This is a genomic window from Methylobacterium cerastii (genome assembly GCF_022179125.1).
Lineage (GTDB): Bacteria > Pseudomonadota > Alphaproteobacteria > Rhizobiales > Beijerinckiaceae > Methylobacterium > Methylobacterium cerastii.
This window is the reverse complement of the sequence record NZ_BPQG01000025.1, coordinates 21,583-39,196: the sequence shown is the minus strand read 5'-3', so window position 1 is coordinate 39,196 and position 17,614 is coordinate 21,583. Positions and strand designations below refer to the sequence as shown.

General features: G+C 70.9%; 18 protein-coding genes, 2 tRNA genes and 1 pseudogene. 7 read left to right on the top strand and 14 right to left on the bottom strand.

Annotated elements, in window-relative coordinates:
- Nucleotide 1: 1 nt before the first annotated feature.
- From MFF13_RS08740 to MFF13_RS08720, 5 genes are all read right to left on the bottom strand, one after another.
- Complete coding sequence (locus tag MFF13_RS08740) at nucleotides 2-238, bottom strand: hypothetical protein (RefSeq protein ID WP_147764534.1); 237 nt, start codon at nucleotides 236-238, stop codon at nucleotides 2-4.
- A 102-nt stretch (nucleotides 239-340) separates the two neighbouring features.
- Nucleotides 341-1,165, bottom strand: coding sequence for a 3-methyl-2-oxobutanoate hydroxymethyltransferase (gene panB / locus MFF13_RS08735; RefSeq protein WP_147764533.1), 825 nt, complete (start codon nucleotides 1,163-1,165; stop codon nucleotides 341-343).
- Nucleotides 1,166-1,624: 459 nt separating this feature from the next.
- Entirely contained in the window at nucleotides 1,625-2,230 is a 606-nt protein-coding gene (locus MFF13_RS08730) for a rhodanese-like domain-containing protein (protein WP_147831662.1), read from the bottom strand.
- The gene (locus tag MFF13_RS08725; RefSeq protein ID WP_147764530.1) at nucleotides 2,230-3,063 is read right to left on the bottom strand and encodes a quinoprotein dehydrogenase-associated SoxYZ-like carrier; all 834 of its coding nucleotides are present in this window, start codon (nucleotides 3,061-3,063) and stop codon (nucleotides 2,230-2,232) included. The genes MFF13_RS08730 and MFF13_RS08725 overlap by 1 nt, the downstream gene beginning before the upstream one ends.
- A gap of 41 nt (nucleotides 3,064-3,104) precedes the next feature.
- Complete coding sequence (locus tag MFF13_RS08720) at nucleotides 3,105-4,037, bottom strand: quinoprotein relay system zinc metallohydrolase 2 (RefSeq protein ID WP_147831674.1); 933 nt, start codon at nucleotides 4,035-4,037, stop codon at nucleotides 3,105-3,107.
- Between the two features lie 173 nt (nucleotides 4,038-4,210).
- Here MFF13_RS08720 and MFF13_RS08715 point away from each other — a divergent pair, with 173 nt between their 5' ends.
- Together MFF13_RS08715 and MFF13_RS08710 are read left to right on the top strand one after the other, a co-directional pair.
- Complete coding sequence (locus MFF13_RS08715; RefSeq protein ID WP_147752677.1) at nucleotides 4,211-4,771, top strand: TetR/AcrR family transcriptional regulator; 561 nt, start codon at nucleotides 4,211-4,213, stop codon at nucleotides 4,769-4,771.
- 156 nt (nucleotides 4,772-4,927) lie between these two features.
- Nucleotides 4,928-6,004 carry a methyl-accepting chemotaxis protein gene (locus MFF13_RS08710; RefSeq protein WP_147831660.1) on the top strand — a complete coding sequence of 359 codons (1,077 nt, stop codon included), beginning with the start codon at nucleotides 4,928-4,930 and terminating at the stop codon, nucleotides 6,002-6,004.
- Here MFF13_RS08710 and queC read toward each other — a convergent pair whose 3' ends face one another.
- The 3 genes from queC to cobT are packed head-to-tail and all read right to left on the bottom strand — an operon-like array spanning nucleotide 6,005 to nucleotide 8,097.
- Complete coding sequence (queC, locus tag MFF13_RS08705; protein ID WP_238271915.1) at nucleotides 6,005-6,709, bottom strand: 7-cyano-7-deazaguanine synthase QueC; 705 nt, start codon at nucleotides 6,707-6,709, stop codon at nucleotides 6,005-6,007.
- Nucleotides 6,702-7,058: a 6-carboxytetrahydropterin synthase QueD gene (gene queD, locus MFF13_RS08700; RefSeq protein WP_147831656.1), complete on the bottom strand. Its 357-nt coding sequence runs from the start codon at nucleotides 7,056-7,058 to the stop codon at nucleotides 6,702-6,704. Before queD ends, queC begins: the two co-directional genes overlap by 8 nt.
- Nucleotides 7,059-7,062: 4 nt before the next feature.
- Nucleotides 7,063-8,097, bottom strand: a complete 1,035-nt coding sequence (gene cobT, locus MFF13_RS08695) for a nicotinate-nucleotide--dimethylbenzimidazole phosphoribosyltransferase (protein WP_238271906.1) — start codon at nucleotides 8,095-8,097, stop codon at nucleotides 7,063-7,065.
- A 131-nt stretch (nucleotides 8,098-8,228) separates the two neighbouring features.
- On the opposite strand from cobT, the gene cobS reads away from it, so the two are divergent.
- The 3 genes from cobS to MFF13_RS08680 are packed head-to-tail and all read left to right on the top strand — an operon-like array spanning nucleotide 8,229 to nucleotide 9,996.
- On the top strand, nucleotides 8,229-9,050 hold the full coding sequence (gene cobS, locus MFF13_RS08690) for an adenosylcobinamide-GDP ribazoletransferase (protein ID WP_147832367.1): 822 nt from the start codon (nucleotides 8,229-8,231) through the stop codon (nucleotides 9,048-9,050).
- Between the two features lie 50 nt (nucleotides 9,051-9,100).
- A complete protein-coding gene (locus MFF13_RS08685) occupies nucleotides 9,101-9,310 on the top strand; it encodes a DUF1289 domain-containing protein (RefSeq protein ID WP_238271897.1) in 210 nt (69 codons plus the stop codon).
- Nucleotides 9,307-9,996: a retropepsin-like aspartic protease family protein gene (locus MFF13_RS08680; RefSeq protein WP_238271895.1), complete on the top strand. Its 690-nt coding sequence runs from the start codon at nucleotides 9,307-9,309 to the stop codon at nucleotides 9,994-9,996. Before MFF13_RS08685 ends, MFF13_RS08680 begins: the two co-directional genes overlap by 4 nt.
- Nucleotides 9,997-10,014: 18 nt before the next feature.
- On the opposite strand, the gene dusA is transcribed toward MFF13_RS08680, so the two are convergent.
- Entirely contained in the window at nucleotides 10,015-11,034 is a 1,020-nt protein-coding gene (dusA, locus tag MFF13_RS08675) for a tRNA dihydrouridine(20/20a) synthase DusA (RefSeq protein WP_283205816.1), read from the bottom strand.
- A 326-nt stretch (nucleotides 11,035-11,360) separates the two neighbouring features.
- On the opposite strand from dusA, the gene MFF13_RS08670 reads away from it, so the two are divergent.
- Nucleotides 11,361-11,437: transfer RNA gene (locus MFF13_RS08670), tRNA-Arg, on the top strand.
- 198 nt (nucleotides 11,438-11,635) lie between these two features.
- Here MFF13_RS08670 and MFF13_RS08665 read toward each other — a convergent pair.
- The 4 genes and pseudogenes from MFF13_RS08665 to MFF13_RS08650 form a co-directional block, all read right to left on the bottom strand.
- Nucleotides 11,636-11,977 (bottom strand): annotated as a pseudogene (locus MFF13_RS08665) (integrase core domain-containing protein); the annotation flags it as partial.
- Nucleotides 11,961-12,116, bottom strand: a complete 156-nt coding sequence (locus MFF13_RS08660) for a hypothetical protein (protein ID WP_210250985.1) — start codon at nucleotides 12,114-12,116, stop codon at nucleotides 11,961-11,963. The gene MFF13_RS08660 and the pseudogene MFF13_RS08665, both read right to left, overlap by 17 nt.
- A 295-nt stretch (nucleotides 12,117-12,411) precedes the next feature.
- Nucleotides 12,412-12,496, bottom strand: a tRNA-Leu gene (locus MFF13_RS08655).
- A gap of 160 nt (nucleotides 12,497-12,656) precedes the next feature.
- Nucleotides 12,657-13,403 carry a TetR/AcrR family transcriptional regulator gene (locus MFF13_RS08650; protein WP_187273605.1) on the bottom strand — a complete coding sequence of 249 codons (747 nt, stop codon included), beginning with the start codon at nucleotides 13,401-13,403 and terminating at the stop codon, nucleotides 12,657-12,659.
- A gap of 228 nt (nucleotides 13,404-13,631) precedes the next feature.
- Between MFF13_RS08650 and MFF13_RS08645 the strand changes: the two genes are divergently transcribed.
- Nucleotides 13,632-14,423, top strand: a complete 792-nt coding sequence (locus MFF13_RS08645; protein WP_238271885.1) for an ABC transporter substrate-binding protein — start codon at nucleotides 13,632-13,634, stop codon at nucleotides 14,421-14,423.
- A 43-nt stretch (nucleotides 14,424-14,466) separates the two neighbouring features.
- Here the strand turns inward: MFF13_RS08645 and MFF13_RS08640 are convergent, their stop codons facing one another.
- Nucleotides 14,467-17,610, bottom strand: coding sequence for an efflux RND transporter permease subunit (locus MFF13_RS08640; protein WP_147828525.1), 3,144 nt, complete (start codon nucleotides 17,608-17,610; stop codon nucleotides 14,467-14,469).
- Between the last annotated feature and the right edge of the window lie 4 nt (nucleotides 17,611-17,614).

Below are 17,614 nucleotides of genomic sequence, written 5' to 3'. Positions count from 1 at the left end.
CTCAAGCCCCCGGACGGGTCGCGAGGTCGAGGGTGGTGGCCGTTCCGACCAGCACGGCGCGGATGCGGCTGTCGAGGCTGTCGGTGAGTTGGTCGACCCGCAGGTGCACCGTGCTTCCGGAATCCGAGCCCGTGACCCACAGGTCGTAGTTGAGCCCCTCGCGCCGGAGATGGCTGAGCAGCCGCTCCGATCCGATGCGAACGGCCTCGTTGTTCAGGGTGATGCAGCGCGCGTCCATGCCGTCTCCGATTGATCCGGAGAGTAACGCACGAACAGGGCCTATCGATCGCTCGGTAGGCGCTACCGAGGATTAAAGTCATCGACAGCGTGAACGACGCCCTCAGCGCGCAGCATAGGTGTGGTCTGCGGCGGGAAAGCGTCCGGAGCGGACTTCGTCGGCGTAGGTGCGCACCGCCTCCTCGATGTGGGCGCGCAGCGAGCCGAAGCTCTTCACGAACTTCGGCGCCTTGTCGCTCAAACCGAGCATGTCCTCGAGCACCAGGATCTGGCCGTCGCAGGCCGCGGACGCGCCGATGCCGATCGTCGGGGCGGTCACCGTCGGCGACAGCGCGATGGCGTTGGCCACGGGCTCGACGATGCCCTCCAGCACGATCGCGAACGCGCCGGCCTCGCTGATCGCGCGGGCATCCTCCATCAGAATGCGCTCGCCGTCCGGCCCACGGCCCTGCACGCGAAAGCCGCCCATGGTGTTCACCGATTGCGGCGTCAGGCCGATATGGCCCATCACGGGGATGCCGCGCTGGGTCAGGAACGCGACGGTGTCGGCGAATCGCGCGCCGCCCTCCATCTTGATCGCGCCGGCGCCGGTCTCCTTCAGCACACGCGCGGCGTTCAGGAAGGCCTGCTCGCGCGAGGCCTCGTAGGACCCGAACGGCATGTCGACGACCACGAGGGCCTGGGAGGTGCCGCGGATCACCGCCTGAGCCTGGAGGATCATCATCTCCAGGGTGACCGGCAGGGTCGATTCCATGCCGTGCATCACCATGCCGAGCGAGTCGCCGACCAGGATGAAGTCGCAATACGGATCGAGGATGCTGGCGGTGTGGGCATGGTAGGCGGTGAGCGCGATGATCTTGCGCCCTTCGGCCTTCCGCTTGGCGAGATCCACCGCCATCACGCGCCGCGATTGCACGACCTGCGACATGGCCTCGAACTCCGTTTGTCTTGGCGCGGCCGTCGGGAACGGTCCGGAACGCGATGCAGATCGGGAACGCCTGCACGTCCCTCATATAGGCTGCCGCGCGACAGGAATCCCGCTCGCGGTGCTCTTCGACCGGCTCACGCGTTCACACATCGCGGCGGATGAAGCGGGGGGGGGTCCCCTCTCCCCGCCCGCGGGGAGAGGCCCGGCTGCACCTCGTCGTGCAGCCGGGAAGCGAGAGGCGAAGCCGAAGCGGCGGTGAGGGGGAGGTGCCGGATGGGGCTCTTGCGTCGAGTCCCCCTCACCTTCGGCTGCCGCCTCGCTTTGTCGACGACACGGTCGACAAAGCCCTCTCGCCGCGTGCGGGGAAAGGGGATGCGCGCCTGCCGAGCCGACCGTTACGGGGATGCGTCAGAACGATCGGGCTCCATCGAATCGGCGCCGCGTCGTGATCTCCGCGGTTCAGCGGGCGGACGACCGCTCCCCTGCCGCAGGGTCGGCCGCCCATTCCGCATCCTGCCGGATCACAGCGGTGTCGTGCTTGTCCTGCCAGCCCTCGATGCCGTCGGGGAACCAGTGCACGGCGGTGTAGCCCTGCTGGACCAGGCGCTTGCCGGCGTTCCAGCTGCCCCAGCAATCGGGATGGCAGAAGGTGACGATGGGCTTCCCCTTGTCGCCGCCGGTCAGCGCCGCGACCCGCTTCAGGAACAACGCCTCGCGTTCGGCCGCGAGCGGTGCCGCGCCCGCGTTCGGCATCCAGACGGCACCGGGCACGGAGCGGTGGGCCGGCAGCCAGGGCCGGTCGGCCGGGAAGTTCGCCGGCTTGCGGTCGGCGAGCGCGACGTCGATCAGCACCGGCGCCTTCGCCATGAGCGCGTCGAGTCCGGCGATGTCGACCACGACGGCACCGCTCAAGGTCTTGGGGGTGTAGCCCTGCTGCACGCCCTCGTGCAGGCCCGCCGGCTCCGGCACGTCCACCGGCGAGTCGGCCGGCGCGGCCGCGAGGAATCCCGCGGCCAGAAACACCGTGGCGAGGCGGATCAGGCGATGGTCCCGGCCCGCGCGCATCAGTTGCTCGGGCTCGGCGCGTTGAAGCTGTGCTCCCAGCTGCCGCCCTGGCTGTCGGAGGCCGCGACCTTGATCGGCTTGCCCGGCTCCGGCACCAGACCGAAGTTGATCACCGGGTTCGAGGCGATCGAGATGTCCCCGTCCATGGTGAAGACCACCTTGTCGCCGGCGGTGACGACGAGCTTGTTGATGTAGCGTGCCGGCGTGTAGTCGCGGGTCACCTGGTTCATCTGCATGCCCGAGAAGTTCGGGTGGCGGATCATCAGCGTCGCCTCGATCGGCTTGCCGGCCTGCGCCTCGCCCGAGAACTTCATCCGCATGTCGCCCATGCCCTTCATCGCCTCCTCGTCGCTCATGCCCATCGGGGCCGAGCAGCCCCCGGAGGCCTTCACGAACTTCACCGCCTCGTAGAGGCCGCCGTCCTTCGTCTCGGCGACGGCGTGGACGTTGGTGTAGTTGTTGACGCGCACCCGGAGCTTCAACTCGCTCGGGTCGCCGGCCGGGCCGAAGGTGAAGTGCGCGGCATAGGGCGACGGGTTGTCGTCGATGACGAAGTGCACCGCCTTGATCTTGTCCTTCTCGGGCATGGTCAGGGTGATCGGCACCAGCGCCGCGTCCATCGCGCGGTTCGGCGCGTCGATCTGGATCAGCGTATCGGTCGGCTGGATCTTGCGGTCGCCGAACACCGACTTGGCGATCTCCTGCCAGCGCGCCGTGCGCTCGGCGTCGGTGTCCGAGGCGCCGGCCGCCAGGACCGGCCCACGGACGGCGGGGCCGGCGAGGATGGCGACCGACAGGCCGAGGCTCAGGATCAAAGAAAGGGCGGGCTTCATGGCGTTCCTCCGGTCGGATGAAAGATAAATCGGCTCGAGCCTCATTCCCACTCGAGCTCCTTGTAGGCCTCGGTGACGTTGCGGCCGTTGTAGCTGTCGAACAGGTCCCACTGTCCGCGCTCGGATTGCGCGACGGTCCGGACCGCCTTCTCGATCGACACGTCGGCGGCGATGGCCTTGCGGGTCTCGTCGCGCAGCGTGGTCAGGTAGCGGGACAGCGCGTCGAGGCCGGGCGCCAGATCGACGGAGACCGGGCCGTGGCCGGGGACGGCGCGGGTCGCGCCCGAGGCCCGCAGGCCCTCGACCTCCTTCAGCCAGCCGTTGAGGTTGCCGTCGAGCGACGGGATGCGCCCGACCGAGAGAAGGTCGCCGGTGAACAGCAGGCCGCTGGCGCTGTCGACCATCGAGAGGTCGCACGAGGTGTGCGCGGTCGCATGCGCGGTGAAGCGCAGTTTGCGGTCGCCGAGGTCGACCTCGGCGCCGTCCTTCACCTCCTGCGTCGGGTAGACGACGCTGCCAGCCTTGTCGGCGCCGAGGATGTCGACCAGGCGCTGGCGATAGTAGTCGCCCCGCGCGTCGAGGGCTTCGCGCAGGCGCGCATGGCCGATGACGTTGGGCTTGTCGGCCATGAAGGCGGCGGCGCCGAAGCAATGGTCGGGGTGGACGTGCGTGATGACCACGTGCCGGATCGGCTTCGACGTGCGCTTCACGATCTCGGCGCGAAGCCATTGCCCGTCGGCGAGGCTGCCGCCGGATTCGGTGACGAGCACGCCGTCCCTGCCGACGACGAAGCCGATGTTGGCGATGGCGTCGTCGTTCTCGGGCGTCGCGTCGGCGTTCGGCCCGCGGCGCATGAAGATGCCGGGGCCGACCTCCTCCATCGCGAAGGAGTCGGCGGAGAACCCCGGCTTCGGCAGGCAGCACAGGCAGAACCCGCCGAACAAGGCGGCGCGGCGCGACAGCACGGCCTTCATCGGGCGCACCCTTCGCGGCTCGCTTCGGCGTGGCGCTGGACCGTTCCCGGCATGCCGGTCTCCCTGAATTATTCTTCCAACCATCTAGTAGGTAGATTTCTCGGTCGTCAAGTGGCAAGACGGCGGGAGGCGCCGGCCGGCGGCGCGCTTTCGACACGGCGTTCGACCCCACGATGCGAGACACCCGCACCGAGTTGCTGATCCAGGCCGAGACGCTGGTGCGCGGGCGCGGCTGGTCGGGCTTCAGCTACGCCGACCTCGCCGAGGCGGTCGGCATCCGCAAGGCCAGCATCCACCATCACTTCCGCACCAAGGACGACCTCGGCGCGGCGCTGGTGGCGGCCTACGGCGAGCGCTACGACGCGGCGTTGGCCGAGATCCTGAGCGCGCACCCGGCCGGGATCGACCGGATCGCGGCCTACGGGCGGCTCTACCTCGGCGGCGTCGAGCAGGGCCTCGGCTGCCTGTGCGCGGCGCTGGCCACCGAGGGGGACGCGCTGCCCGAACGCCTGCGCGCCGACGTCGTCGCGTTCTTCGCCCGCCACGTGTCCTGGCTGGAGCAGGTGTTTCGCGACGGCGCGGCGGACGGAAGCATCCGCCCCGACCTCGATCCCGCGACTCACGCCCGGCTGGTGGTGGCGACGCTCGAAGGGGCTCTTCTGCTGGAACGCCTGCTCGGCGGGCCGGACGCTTTTGCCGGAACGCTGACGGCGCTCACCGAGCGCCTGCGCTGACGCGAATGCCGATCGCGCGCTCGACGAAGTCGGCGCGGAGCCGGCCATACCGTGCCCGTCGCCGGCCATGACGGCCGAGACGCCCCGCAGATTCAAGTCTTCTTTACCATGCAAGGATAGGCATAAAATCACGTCGTCCGATGTGAGCCGAACCCGATGTCCGTTGCCGCCTCGAAGATCGTCGGCCCACAGCGAACCGAGCCCGCCGCGTCGGCTCCGACGCTCGCGACGATTTCGGCGCTGACCGCAGGCGTCGGCCGGGTCGCGCACGAGAAGATCGGCCGCATCCACCAGATCACCGCGCAGGCCAAGATTTTGGCGCTGAACGCGCTGATCGAGGCCGCCCACGCCGGGGAGCACGGCAGGGGGTTCTCCGTGGTGGCGCAGGAGGTCCGCGGGATCGGCGCCGAGATCGAGGCCCTCGCCCGCGAATTGGAGACGCAGCTTTCGGGGCATATCGACGAGCTCGGTCGCACCGTCGGGGCGATGGCCGTCCAGGCGCGGGGTGAGCGCATGGTCGACCTCGCGCTGAACGCGATCGAGCTGACCGACCGCAACCTCTACGAACGCACCTGCGACGTGCGCTGGTGGGCGACGGACGCCGCCGTGGTCGCCTGCGTCGCCGAGCCCGACCCGGCCGCGGCGGCGCATGCCGGGCAGCGCCTCGGCGTGATCCTCTCGGCCTACACGGTCTACCTCGACCTCTGGGTGTGCAACCGGCACGGCCGCATCCTCGCCGTCGGGAGGCCGGACCGCTATCCCGACGCCCGCGGCGCCAGCGTCGCGAACGAGCCGTGGTTCCGCAAGGCCCTCGCCCTGCCCGACGGCGACGCCTACCTCGCCGGCAACGTGCGCCGCGAGCCGCGCCTCGGCGGCGCGCAGGTGGCGACCTACTGCGCGAGCATCCGCGACGGCGGCCGGGCCGACGGCGCCCCAATCGGCGTGCTGGCGATCCATTTCGACTGGGAGCCGCAGGCGCGCGCGATCGTGGCCGGCATCCGGGTCTCGCCGCAGGATCGCGCCCGCACGCGGGTGCTGCTGGTGGACGCGGACCGCCGGGTGCTCGCCGCCTCCGACGAGCGCGGCGTCCTCACCGAGACCCTGGCGTTCGATCCGAAGGGCGGCGCCAGCGGCGTCGCGCACGGCGCGTCCGTGACGGCCTTCCACCGCACCCCCGGCTACGAGACCTACGAAGGCCTCGGCTGGTACGGCGTCATCGTCCAGTCCGTGTGATCAGGGCGCGTCGGCCACGAACCGCGCATAGCCCGAGGCCCGCAGCGCGCAGGCCGGGCAGGTGCCGCAGCCGTAGCCCCAGGCGTGGCGCGCTCCGCGCTCGCCGAGGTAGCAGGTGTGGCTGTCCTCGACGATGAGGTCGACCAGCGCCCGCCCGCCCAGGCGCTCGGCCATGCGCCAGGTCTCGGCCTTGTCGAGCCACATCAACGGGGTGTGCAGCACGAAGCGCCGCTCCATGCCGAGGTTCAGCGCCACCTGCAGCGCCTTGATGGTGTCGTCGCGGCAATCCGGGTAGCCGGAATAGTCGGTCTCGCACATGCCGCCGACGACGTGGCGCAGGCCCCGGCGGTAGGCGAGCGCGGCGGCGAAGGTGAGGAAGACGAGGTTGCGGCCGGGCACGAAGGTGTTCGGCAACCCGCCGGCCTCGAACCCGATCGCCGTCTCGCGGGTCAGCGCCGTCTCCGAGACCTGGCCCAGGGCGTCCAGCGCCAGGGTGTGGTCTTCGCCGAGCCGTTCGGCCCAGTCCGGGCGGATGCGCACGAGGCCGTAGCGCAGCGTCGCGCGCCCGTCGAGTTCGATCCGGTGGCGCTGGCCGTAATCGAAGCCCAGCGTCTCGACGTGGGCGTAGCGGTCGAGCGCCCAGGCGAGGCAGGTCGCGGAATCCTGCCCGCCCGAGAACAGCACCAGCGCGCGGTCGTCAGTCACCCGCATACTCCGCCCAGGACATCGGCGTCTCGAACACCTTCACCGCGGAGAGCCCCGGCAGGCCCTCCTTCGTGCGCTGCCAGATCCACGCCGCGATGTTCTCGGCGGTCGGGTTCTCGAGCCCCGCGACCTCGTTGAGGCAATAATGGTCGAGCTGGAGCAGCACCGGCGCGAAGATCGCCTCCATGTCGAAGAAGTCCACCACCCAGCCGGTGCGCGGGTCGACCGGGCCGGAGACCGTCAGCTCGACGCGATAGGAATGCCCGTGCATCCGGTGGCAGCGATGGGTCTCGGGGACGTTCGGCAGGCGGTGGGCCGCCTCGAAGGTGAAGGCCTGGGTGATCTTCATGGCCCTACTCCCCCGAACCCGAATGGCCCTTGTCCGACACGCCGGCCTGCTCGAACGTCGCCATGTCGCGATGGCAGGCGAGCGCGCCCTTGAGCAGGCCCATCGCCATGCCGGCGCCCGAGCCTTCGCCGAGCCGCATACCCAGCGCCAGCAGCGGCACCAGCCCGAGCCGGTCCAGCACCTCGGCGTGGGCGCCTTCGGCCGAAACGTGGCCGGCGAGGCAATGGTCGAGCGCGCGCGGGTCGAGCGCGTGCAGCACCGCGGCGGCGGCGGTGGCGACGTAGCCGTCGAGCACCACCGGCACGCGCTGCAGCCGCGCGGCGAGGATCGCGCCGGCCATCGCCGCGACCTCGCGGCCGCCGAGCCGCCGCAGGATCTCGAGCGGATCGTCGAGATGCCCGGCATGGTGGGCGAGCGCCGCCTCCACCGCGGCCACCTTCCGCACGACGCCGGCATCGTCCAGGCCGGTGCCGCGCCCGACCCAATGCGCGGGCTCGCCACCGAACAGGGCGGCGTAGAGCGCGGCCGCGATCGTGGTGTTGCCGATGCCCATCTCGCCGATGCCGACGCAATCGGTGCCGGCGGCGACTGCCTCCATGCCGAAGGCCATGGTCGCGACGGTGGCCTTCTCGTCGAGGGCGGAAGCCTCGGTGATGTCGCCGGTGGGCAGGTCGATGGCGAGGTCGAACACCTTGAAGCCGAGGCCGTAGGCGGCGCAGATCTGGTTGATCGCCCCGCCGCCCGCGGCGAAGTTCTCGAGCATCTGGCGGTTCACCGCATCGGGAAAGGCCGAGACGCCGCGCTTCGTCACCCCGTGGCTGCCAGCGAAGACGCAGACCAGCGGCCGGTCCAGCGTCGGCATCGGTTTGCCCTGCCAGGCGCCGAGCCAGGCGACGAGCTGCTCCATCCGCCCCAGCGCTCCGGCGGGCTTCGTGAGGCGCGCCTCGCGCGCGGCGATCGCGCCGGTGGCCTCCCAGTCGGGGCCGGGCATCGTCTCGATCAGGCGGCGGATATCCGCGAACGGGCTCGGGTCGGTCATCGGGTCCGAAGGATTGTTGTGGGCGGGCCGTCCGCGGGTGGGCGGGCGCGCCGGTCCGGCGAGCTATAGTGGGACCGGGCGCGCGGGTGAAGGCTGCGCGCGCCAAGGCCATTGCGAGCGAAGGCGGCGTGATGCTGGGCGAACCGTTCCGCGGCGAGGCCGACTGGCCCGGCCGCGACCTCCTGCACGATCTGGCGGCGTGCCTGCGCTTCTACTCGCGCCTGCCGCTGCCGCCCTTCCCGGGCGAGCCCGATCCGCATGCGGTCCCCGACTTCCGGACGATCCCGCGGATGCTGCCGCTGGCCGGGCTGATCCTGGCGCTGCCGCCGGCTTTGGTGCTGCTCGCCGGCTGGTGGATCGACCTCGGACCCTTCGTCGCGGCGACGCTCGCCGTCGCGGTCGCGGTGATGCTCACCGGCGCCCTGCACGAGGACGGCCTGGCCGACGTCGCCGACGGGTTCGGCGGCGGCGCGACGCCGGAGCGCAGCTTGGAGATCATGAAGGACAGCCGCATCGGCGCCTATGGCGGCGTCGCGTTGATGCTGTCGTTGGCGCTGCGGATCGGCGCCCTCGCCACGCTGCTCGACCGGACCGGCACCGCCGCCGCCACCGGGCTCGCGCTGGCCGCGATCCTCTCGCGGGTCGCAGCCCTCGCGCCGATGGTGCTGCTGTCGCCCGCCCGGCCCTCGGGTCTGTCGGCCGCGGTCGGCCGCCCGACCCGCGCGACCGCGGGCACCGCCGTCGCGCTCGGCCTCGCCCTGGCGCTGCTCGCCGTCCCGCTCGGCCTGCCCTTGGCCGGCATCCTCGCGATGGTGGTGTTGGCGCCGCTCGCGTCGCTCGCCCTCACCTGGGTCGCCCAGCGCAAGATCGGCGGACAGACCGGCGACGTGGTCGGCGCCTGCCAGCAAGTCGCCGAGATCGCCGCGCTGCTGGCGCTGCTCGCCACGGTCTGAGCTTGATCGCCGGCCCTCGAAACGGGCATGGACGCGGGATGAACGCGCCTGTGACAACGCCATCCGCCAAAGCCTCGAGCCCGTGCACCAAGGTCTGCGTCCTCGATGGGCCGAGCGGCCTCTGCATCGGGTGCGGCCGGACGCGCGACGAGATCGGCCTGTGGGGCTCCCTGTCCGAGCCGCGCCGCCGCGCGATCATGGCCGGGCTGCCGACGCGTCTCGTGGAAGCCGGGCTCGCGCCCACGCAGGCGCCCGCATGACGATCCTCGCGCTGGTCGCGATCGGCCTCGTGGTCGCCGTGCTCGTGGCCACCGACGGCGGCCGGATCGCGGGGGCGATCGAGCCCGATCAGCTCGCCGGCCTCGCCTGGGGCGCCGGCATCCTCGCGCTGGTGGTCGCCGGGTTCTGGCGCCAGTTCGCCGCCGCGCCGGGCAAGAACCTGCAGGCGCTGCTGCTCTGGTGCGGCCTCGGTCTCGCCTGCGTCGTCGGCTACGTCTACCGCGAGCCGCTGCAGGAGATCCAAGCCGGCGTCATGGGCGCCCTGCGCCCGGGCACCCCGGCGATCGGCCCCGGCGGCACCGTGACGATCACCCGCCGGTCGCACGGCGTCTTCGGCGTCGACGCGCGCGTCAACGGGCAGAACCAGAGCTTCGCCTTCGACACCGGCGCCAGCGCTGTGGTGCTGACCGCGGAGAGCGCCGACGCCCTCGGCATCCGCCCGGAACCCGGCGCCTTCACCACCCGCGTCTCCACGGCGAACGGCGTCGCCTACGCCGCACCGGCCACCCTCGAGTCCCTCGCCGTCGGCCCGATCACGGAACGGCGCGTGCCGGCGCTCGTCGCCAGGCCGGGCGCCCTCGATGGCAACCTCCTCGGCCAGAGCTTCCTGACGCGACTCGCCGGCTACGAGGTCCGCGGCGACCGGCTGATCCTGCGCGGGCGCTGACGCCGCCGCGGAGGCCGATCAGGCGGCGTCCCGCTCCGGCATCTCGCGCGAGACCATCGCCACCGCGGCACGCAGGGTCGCGAGGTCGGCTGTCGCCTCGACGCCGGCGGTGGAGAGATGGCGCCGGTACGCCCGCGCGCCCGGCCGCCCGTTGAAGAGGCCGAGCATGTGCCGGGTGATGGCGTGGAGCCGTTCGCCGCCAGCGAGTGTCGCCGCGACATAGGGGGCGTAGGCCTCGACCGCCTCGAACGCGTCCGCGACCGGCGCCGGCGTGCCGAACAGCTCGGGATCGACGGCGATCAGCCCAGCGGGCTCGCCGTAGGCCGCGCGCCCGACCATGACCCCGTCGAGGATCGAAAGGTGCGCCTTCGCCTCCGCCACGGTGGCGATACCGCCGTTCACCGCGATGGGCAGGGCGGGACGCGCCCGCTTGAGCCGCACCACCCGGTCGTAGTCGAGCGGTGGCACGTCGCGGTTCTCCTTGGGCGACAGGCCCTTGAGCCAGGCCTTGCGCGCATGGACGATCAAGCCGTCGACGCCGGCCGCGACCAGCGCGTCGGCGAGCGCGTCCAGCGCGGCTTCCGGGTCCTGCTCGTCCACGCCGATCCGGCACTTGACCGTCACCGGCACGCGCACCGCCGCCTTCAACGCCGCGACGCAATCACCGACATGCTCGGGCTCCAGCATCAGGCAGGCGCCGAAGCGGCCGTTCTGCACCCGGTCCGACGGGCAGCCGACGTTGAGGTTGATCTCGTCGTAGCCGTAGCCTTCGGCGATCCGCGCCGCCTCGGCGAGGTCGCCCGGCTCGGAGCCGCCGAGTTGCACCGCCACCGGATGCTCGACGTCGGAAAAGCCGAGCAGGCGCGCCCGCGGCCCGTGGATGACCGCGCCGGTGGTGACCATCTCGGTATAAAGCCGCGCCCGCGCCGACAGCACGCGATGGAACGCCCGGCAATGGCGATCGGTCCAGTCCATCATCGGCGCGACGCTGAAGCGCCATCCCGCAAGGGTGCCCTCGATCTCGGCCGCCGCAATCATTCGACCCTCATCCGCTTCGCACAAACCCGGCCGCGACCGCCTGGCAAGAGCCGGGGCGCCTGAGCCCGATCCATAGGGCGCGCCGGATACCACGCGCACGCCCTCGCCAAAAGGCGAGACCCCGAGGCCCGGTCGGCGCGCGAGCCTTCGGACGCGATACCCGATCCCCTCCCGGAACGCGTCGCCCCTTCCTCGCTGTGCGCCGCACCAAGTCGATCGCACCGCGGGAGACGATCGCCCCGCTTACCCACTTGCCAAGCGCGGAACGAGCCTCTAGACACCCCCTCGCGACCGGAACAGGCCTTCACCGCCACCCGGTCCGCAGGGCGCCCGTAGCTCAGCTGGATAGAGCACCAGACTACGAATCTGGGGGTCAGAGGTTCGAATCCTTTCGGGCGCGCCATTTCCATACTGCCATTCGAAAATAATATGCTGCCGATGAGGCGGTGTTTGCTATGAAGGCCTCCGCGCTCGCATTGTCGCCGGCGATTCGGTTGATATCGGCGCTCACCTCGGCCTGAGTAACGATTGCCTGAAATCACGCTTTGCGGAACGAATTCTTGGCTTGGCCCCCCCATTCGGTGGGCCAGGTTCGAAGTGAGTGCGTCGTCGGTCTCGTGACGATGGTGGGGTGAGCGGACGGCACTGATCCGCTCGGTTCGGTGGGCCAGATGACGACCTCCGGTGCAGGTGGCTGGTCGTCGAGCGACGCGTGCGGCCGGAGGGTGTTATCGTGCCTCCGCCATTGCCCGATGACGACGCCGGCTTCCTTGAGAGTTTAGAACACCTCGCCGTTGAGAAGTTCATCCCGCAGCTTCGCGTTGAAGCTCTCGCAGTACCCGTTCTCCCACGGACTGCCCGGCTCGATGTAGGCGGTCGTCGATCCCACCTCCCCGATCCAGTCCTGAACGGCATTGGCGATCCACTCAGGTCCGTTGTCCGAATGGCGAGTTCACCATCCGGACCGAGAAGACCGGCATGGTCGTGATCGCCCCCATCCTCGCACCGCTCGCCACGTCGATCGCCGCCTCGCCGGTCGGAGCCGAGACGTTCATCGCGACCGAGCGCGGCAAGCCCTTCACCAAGGAATCGTTCGGGACGTGGTTGGGCAAGGCGGACCGCGCCGCCACGTGTCCCGGATCAACCACACGGTCTGCGAAAGGCCGGAGCCAGGCGGGCGGCCGAAGCCGGGGCCACCGAGGCGCAGCTGAACGTCCTTTGCGGTTGGGCCGACGGCAGCCGCGAAAGCGCGACCTACACGCGGACGGCGAACCGGGCGCGCATGGCTCGGGGCAATCCCACACCGCAGGCCGAGCAATCCCGCACCGCCAGAAACAACAAAGCCCGCCAATGACTTGGCGGGCTAAAATCGTCAGTTGGTGCCCAGGAAAGGACTCGAACCTTCACCTCTTGCAAGACTGGTACCTGAAACCAGCGCGTCTACCAATTCCGCCACCTGGGCTCGTCGGGCGCTCGGCGCCGACGAAGGCTCGTTTAGGGGGTGGCGTCGGTGGCGTCAATCGGGATTCCGCATCGCGGGCACTCGTCGGTCCGATACCCCCACGGCCCGTTCCGGCGGGGCGCCGGTCGGGTCGTGGTCCGCTGCGCCGGGAGCCGGCATCTCAGATTTGTGCTGCCGGCTCGGCATCCTCCGCGTCCGGTACCCGCGTGCGGTTCGATCGGCGGTCGAGCAGGGAGCGTCCGAGGGCACGGAACGGGGCGGCGAGGCGGCGGGCGTCCTCGGCGCGCTCCATGAAGCGTTCGCCGCTGCGGATCTCCTTGTCGAGGCGGGCCATCGTCCGGGCCAGCGCCGGGTCGTCGTCGTCGAGCCAGGTCTCGGTGACGCGGGCGAAGGCGATCACCACGCCTTGGAGCTTGAGCCGGCCGAGGGGGCCTTCCGTGTCGATCCCGGCCGCCGCCAGCATGTAGCGGTGCGAGTTCAGCGCCACGCCGTTCAGCGCCAGCATTGAAAGCGGATCGCCGCGGAGGGCGTAGGCGATGCGCCGCAGCGCCGGCTTGTACGGCGTCATCGCGTCGAGGCGGCGCATCAGCACGTCGAACAGGCGCTCGCGCGTCGGCTCCTCGGCGAGGTCCGAGCCGTCGTCCTCCAGAACCTTGCGGTCGATGATCCGGGCGAGACCGCCGAGGACGGCGCCCTTCGAGGGGAACAGGTCGCGCAGCTCCGCGAGGCTCAGACCGGCCTCGCGGGCGATGTCGCCGACCTCGATGTCGTTCCAGGGCTGCTCGGCCGCGAGCCGCATCAGCGCCTCCATCGCCGCCTCGCGCGGGGGCAGCGTCGGCGCCTCGGGGTGAGCGCTCGGCTGGGCCGGCTTGCGGCCCTTCTTTGGCGAGCCTGCTGTCTCGGTCATGCGGCCTGCTCCTGGCTTGTCGTGGGCGCGACGCCCGATGGGACGCGCGCCGCGTAAGGGCGATCGATGCGCTGGCACCCGATCCTGCTTCCCATCCTATGTAGGGATGCGGGCGGACGAGGGCAGTGCCTTTGTGCGCGCTTGCCGCATGACGGCCCGGGAACGACGGATATGACGGGGACGGGCGAGACGCGGTATCCTTCAGAAACGCCGGGATCGGGGGGTTACATGCGGATCGTCTGGGCCATGTTCGTCCTCGCCGCCTTCCTCGCCCCGGCGGCGCAGGCCGAGGATGCCGCGATCGCCCGGGATCTCGCCCGGGATCTTGCGCCGACAGGCACGCTCCGGGCGGCGATCAACCTCGGCAACGCGGTGCTGGCGCGCAAGGGGGCGGACGGCGCGCTGTCCGGCGTCTCGGTCGACCTCGCGCGCGCTCTTTCGGAGCGGATCGGCGTGCCGCTGGTCCTCGTGCCCTACGACAGCGCCGGCGCGGTCTCGGAGGCGGCGGCGAGCGGCGCCTGGGACGTCTGCTTCCTCGCACGCGACCCGAAGCGCGCCGAGGGTATCGTCTTCACCGCGCCCTACCTCGTGATCGAGGGCGGCTACCTCGTACCCGCCGCCTCGCCGATCCGCGCGCTGGATGCAGTCGACCGGGACGGCGTGCGCATCGCGGTCGGCCGGGGCAGCGCCTACGACCTGTACTTGAGCCGCACCATCCGCCACGCCACCCTCGTGCGCGCGCGCACCTCGCCGGCTGCGATCGCCCTCTTCGCCGAATCCGGGCTCGAGGTGGCGGCCAACGTCCGCCAGCCGCTGGAGGCCTACGCCGCCGCGCATCCCCAAGTGCGCATGCTGCCGGGCCGCTTCATGGAGATCGCTCAGGCGATGGGCGTGCCGAAGGGCCGGGACGCGGGGGCGGCCTACCTGCGCCGGTTCGTCGAGGCGATGAAGGCCGACGGCTTCGTGGCGAAAGCGCTGGACGCCAACGGCCAGGCGGCGACGGTGGCGCCGGCCGAGTGAGCATCAGGGTCTCTGCCGGGGAGGCGCGCCTGCGGCCCCTCGCCTACTCCGCCGCCACCCGCGGCGGCGACGGGTAGGTCCGCCCGTCGTTGGCGGGTCTCGCCGGGGATGTGAGCCCTGCGTCTTCCGGGTCGTCGCGCTCGCCGACGAAGCGCGCGAACAGGCGCACGATCAGGCGGGAGAGGTCGTCCATCAGCACGAAGATCGCCGGCACGAAGACCAGCGAGAGGCCGGTGGAGACGATGAGGCCGCCGATCACCGCGATCGCCATCGGAGCGCGGAACTCGCCGCCGATGCCCAAAGCCATCGCCGAGGGCACCATGCCGGCGGCCATGGCGATGGTGGTCATCACGATCGGCCGGGCGCGCTTGCGGCCCGCATCGATGATCGCGGTGGCGCGGTCGACGCCGCGGCTCATCTCCTCGACGGCGAAGTCGACGAGCATGATCGCGTTCTTCGTCACCACGCCCATCAGCATCAGGATGCCGATGACGACGGGCATCGAGATCGGCTTGTGGAACACCAGCAGCCCGAGGATCGCGCCGCCGATCGAGAGCGGCAACGAGAACAGGATCGTCATCGGCTGCAGGAACGAGCCGAACAGCAGGATCAGCACGCCGAACACCATCATCAGCCCGGCGCCCATGGCCAGGGCGAAGCCGGAGAACACCTCGCCCATCACCTCGGCGTCGCCGGTCTGGCTGATGGTCACGCCGGGCGGCAGGCTCTTGGCGGTGGGCAGCTGCATGACCTGGTCGATCAGGGAGCCCAGCGCGTCGGAGCCCTGCATGTCGCCCTCCAACGCCACGCGGATCGCCCGGTCGTAGCGGTCGATCGCCGTCGGACCCTGGCCGAGGGAGAGGTCGGCCACCGTCGAGAGCGGCACAGCGGCGCCGCCCTTGACCGGGACCTTGAGGGTCTCGAGCTGGGCGAGGTCGCCGCGCAGGCGGTCGGGCAGCTGCACCCGGATCGGCACCTGCCGGTCCCGGGCGTTGAACTTGGCGAGGTTGGCGCCGATGTCGCCGATGGTGCCGACGCGCACCGTCTCGGCGATGAGGTCGGTCGAGACGCCGAGGTCGGCGGCGACCCCGGCCTTGGGGCGGATGCGGATCTCGGTGCGGTCGAGCGGCGCGGTCGAGATCACGTTGACGAGGTGGGGCACACCGGCCGCCTCGCGCTGGAGGCGCTGGGACACGTCGGCGACCACCGCCTTGTCCGGCCCGGCGATGATCAGCGCGAGGTCGCGCTGGCCGCCCTCGCGCAACGCCCAGAACCGGATGTCGGGCTGCTGCCGCAGGATGGCGCCGACGGCGACGTCGACCTCCTTCTGCGTGCGGTGGCGGGTGTTCTTCGGCGTCAGGTTGATGGTCAGCGAGGCGAGCCGGACCTCCTTCTTGCCCGGCAGCTGCCGGCCGCCATCCACGAACACGCTGCGCACCTCGGGCAGCGTGCGGATCTTGTCCACGAGGGCGTCGGTCACCCGCGTCGTCTCGGCGAGCCGGGCGCCGGGCGGCAGCTCGACCACGAACAGGGTGCGGGCGGCGTCCTCGGCCGGCAGGAAGCCGGAGGGCAGCAGGCCGGTCGACATGATCGAGGCGGCGAAGCACGCCAGCCCCGCCACGAGGGTGACGAACTTGTGCCGGACCGACCACGCCACCAAGCGGGTGTAGCCGCGCATGACGACGCCTTCGCGCGTGTCCTCCGGCCCGTGGTCGCGCAGGAAGTAGGCGGCGAGCAGCGGGGTGATCAGACGCGCGACCAGCAGCGACATGAACACGGCCGCCGCGATCGTGAGGCCGAACTGCTTGAAGTACTGCCCGGCGATGCCGCCCATGAACGAGACGGGGGCGAAGATCGCGATGATCGTCGCGGTGATGGCGATGACGGCAAGCCCGATCTCGTCGGCGGCCTCCAAGGCCGCGCGGTAGGGCGACTTCCCCATCCGCATGTGGCGGACGATGTTCTCGATCTCGACGATGGCGTCGTCGACCAGGATGCCGGTGACCAGCGTGATCGCCAGAAGGCTCACGGCGTTGAGCGAGAAGCCCAGCGTGCTCATCACCCAGAAGGTCGGCAGCACGGAGAGCGGCAGCGCCACCGCCGCGATCAGCGTCGCGCGCCAATCCTTCAGGAACAGCAGCACGACGATGACCGCGAGCGCCGAGCCTTCGAGCAGCCCCAGCATCGCCGAATGGTAGTTGCCGACGGTGTTGGTGACGGAGGTGTCGATCAGGTCGAAGCGCACGCCCGGGTTGGCGGCATGCAGGGCCGCGATCCGGTCGGCGACGCCGACCGAGACGTCGGCGTCGCTCGCGCCCGCCGAGCGCGAGATCGCGAAGGCGACCACCGGCTCGCCGTTGAAGCGGGCGAAGGTGCGCGGCTCCTCGGCGGTGTCGGTCAGCGTCGCGAGCTCGTCGAGGCGCACCTTGCGGTTGCCGGTGACGACGATCGACGTGGCGCCGAGGGTGTCGAGGGTGGCCGACGCCGCCAGCGTACGGATCGACTGCTCCTGCCCGCCGATCTCGCCGCGCCCGCCCGCCATGTCGGCCGAGGTCAGGCGCAATTGCCGGTTCACGTCGGCCGCGGTGATGCCGAGCGCCAGCAGCCGGTCGGGCTTCAGCGTCACGCGGACCTCGCGGGCGACGCCGCCGAGGCGTTCGACGCCGCCGACGCCGCGGACGCCCTGGATCGACCGGGCGACCACGTCGTCCACGAACCACGACAGGTCCTCGGGCGTCATCGCCGGCGCCGAGGCGCCGTAGACCATGATCGGCAGGCCGGCGATCTCGACGCGGTTGATGATCGGCTCGTCGATGGTCCGCGGCAGGTTGAGGCGGACCTTCGAGACGGCATCCTTGACGTCGTTGACCGCGCGGTCGGTGTTCACCTCGAGCCGGAACTCGATGGTGGTGACCGACGAGCCCTCGGTGATGGTCGAGAGGATGTGCTTGACGCCCTTCACGCCGGCCACCGAATCCTCGACCCACTTCGTGACCTGGGTCTGAAGCTCGGACGGGGCGGCGCCCGACTGGGTGATCGTCACCGAGACGATCGGGATGTCGATGTTCGGGAAGCGCGTGATCGGCAGCGAGCGGAAGCTGACGAAGCCGAGCAGCATCAGCACGAGGAACAGCACGATCGACGGCAGCGGCCTGCGGATCGACCAGGCGGAGATGTTGAGGCGCATGGGG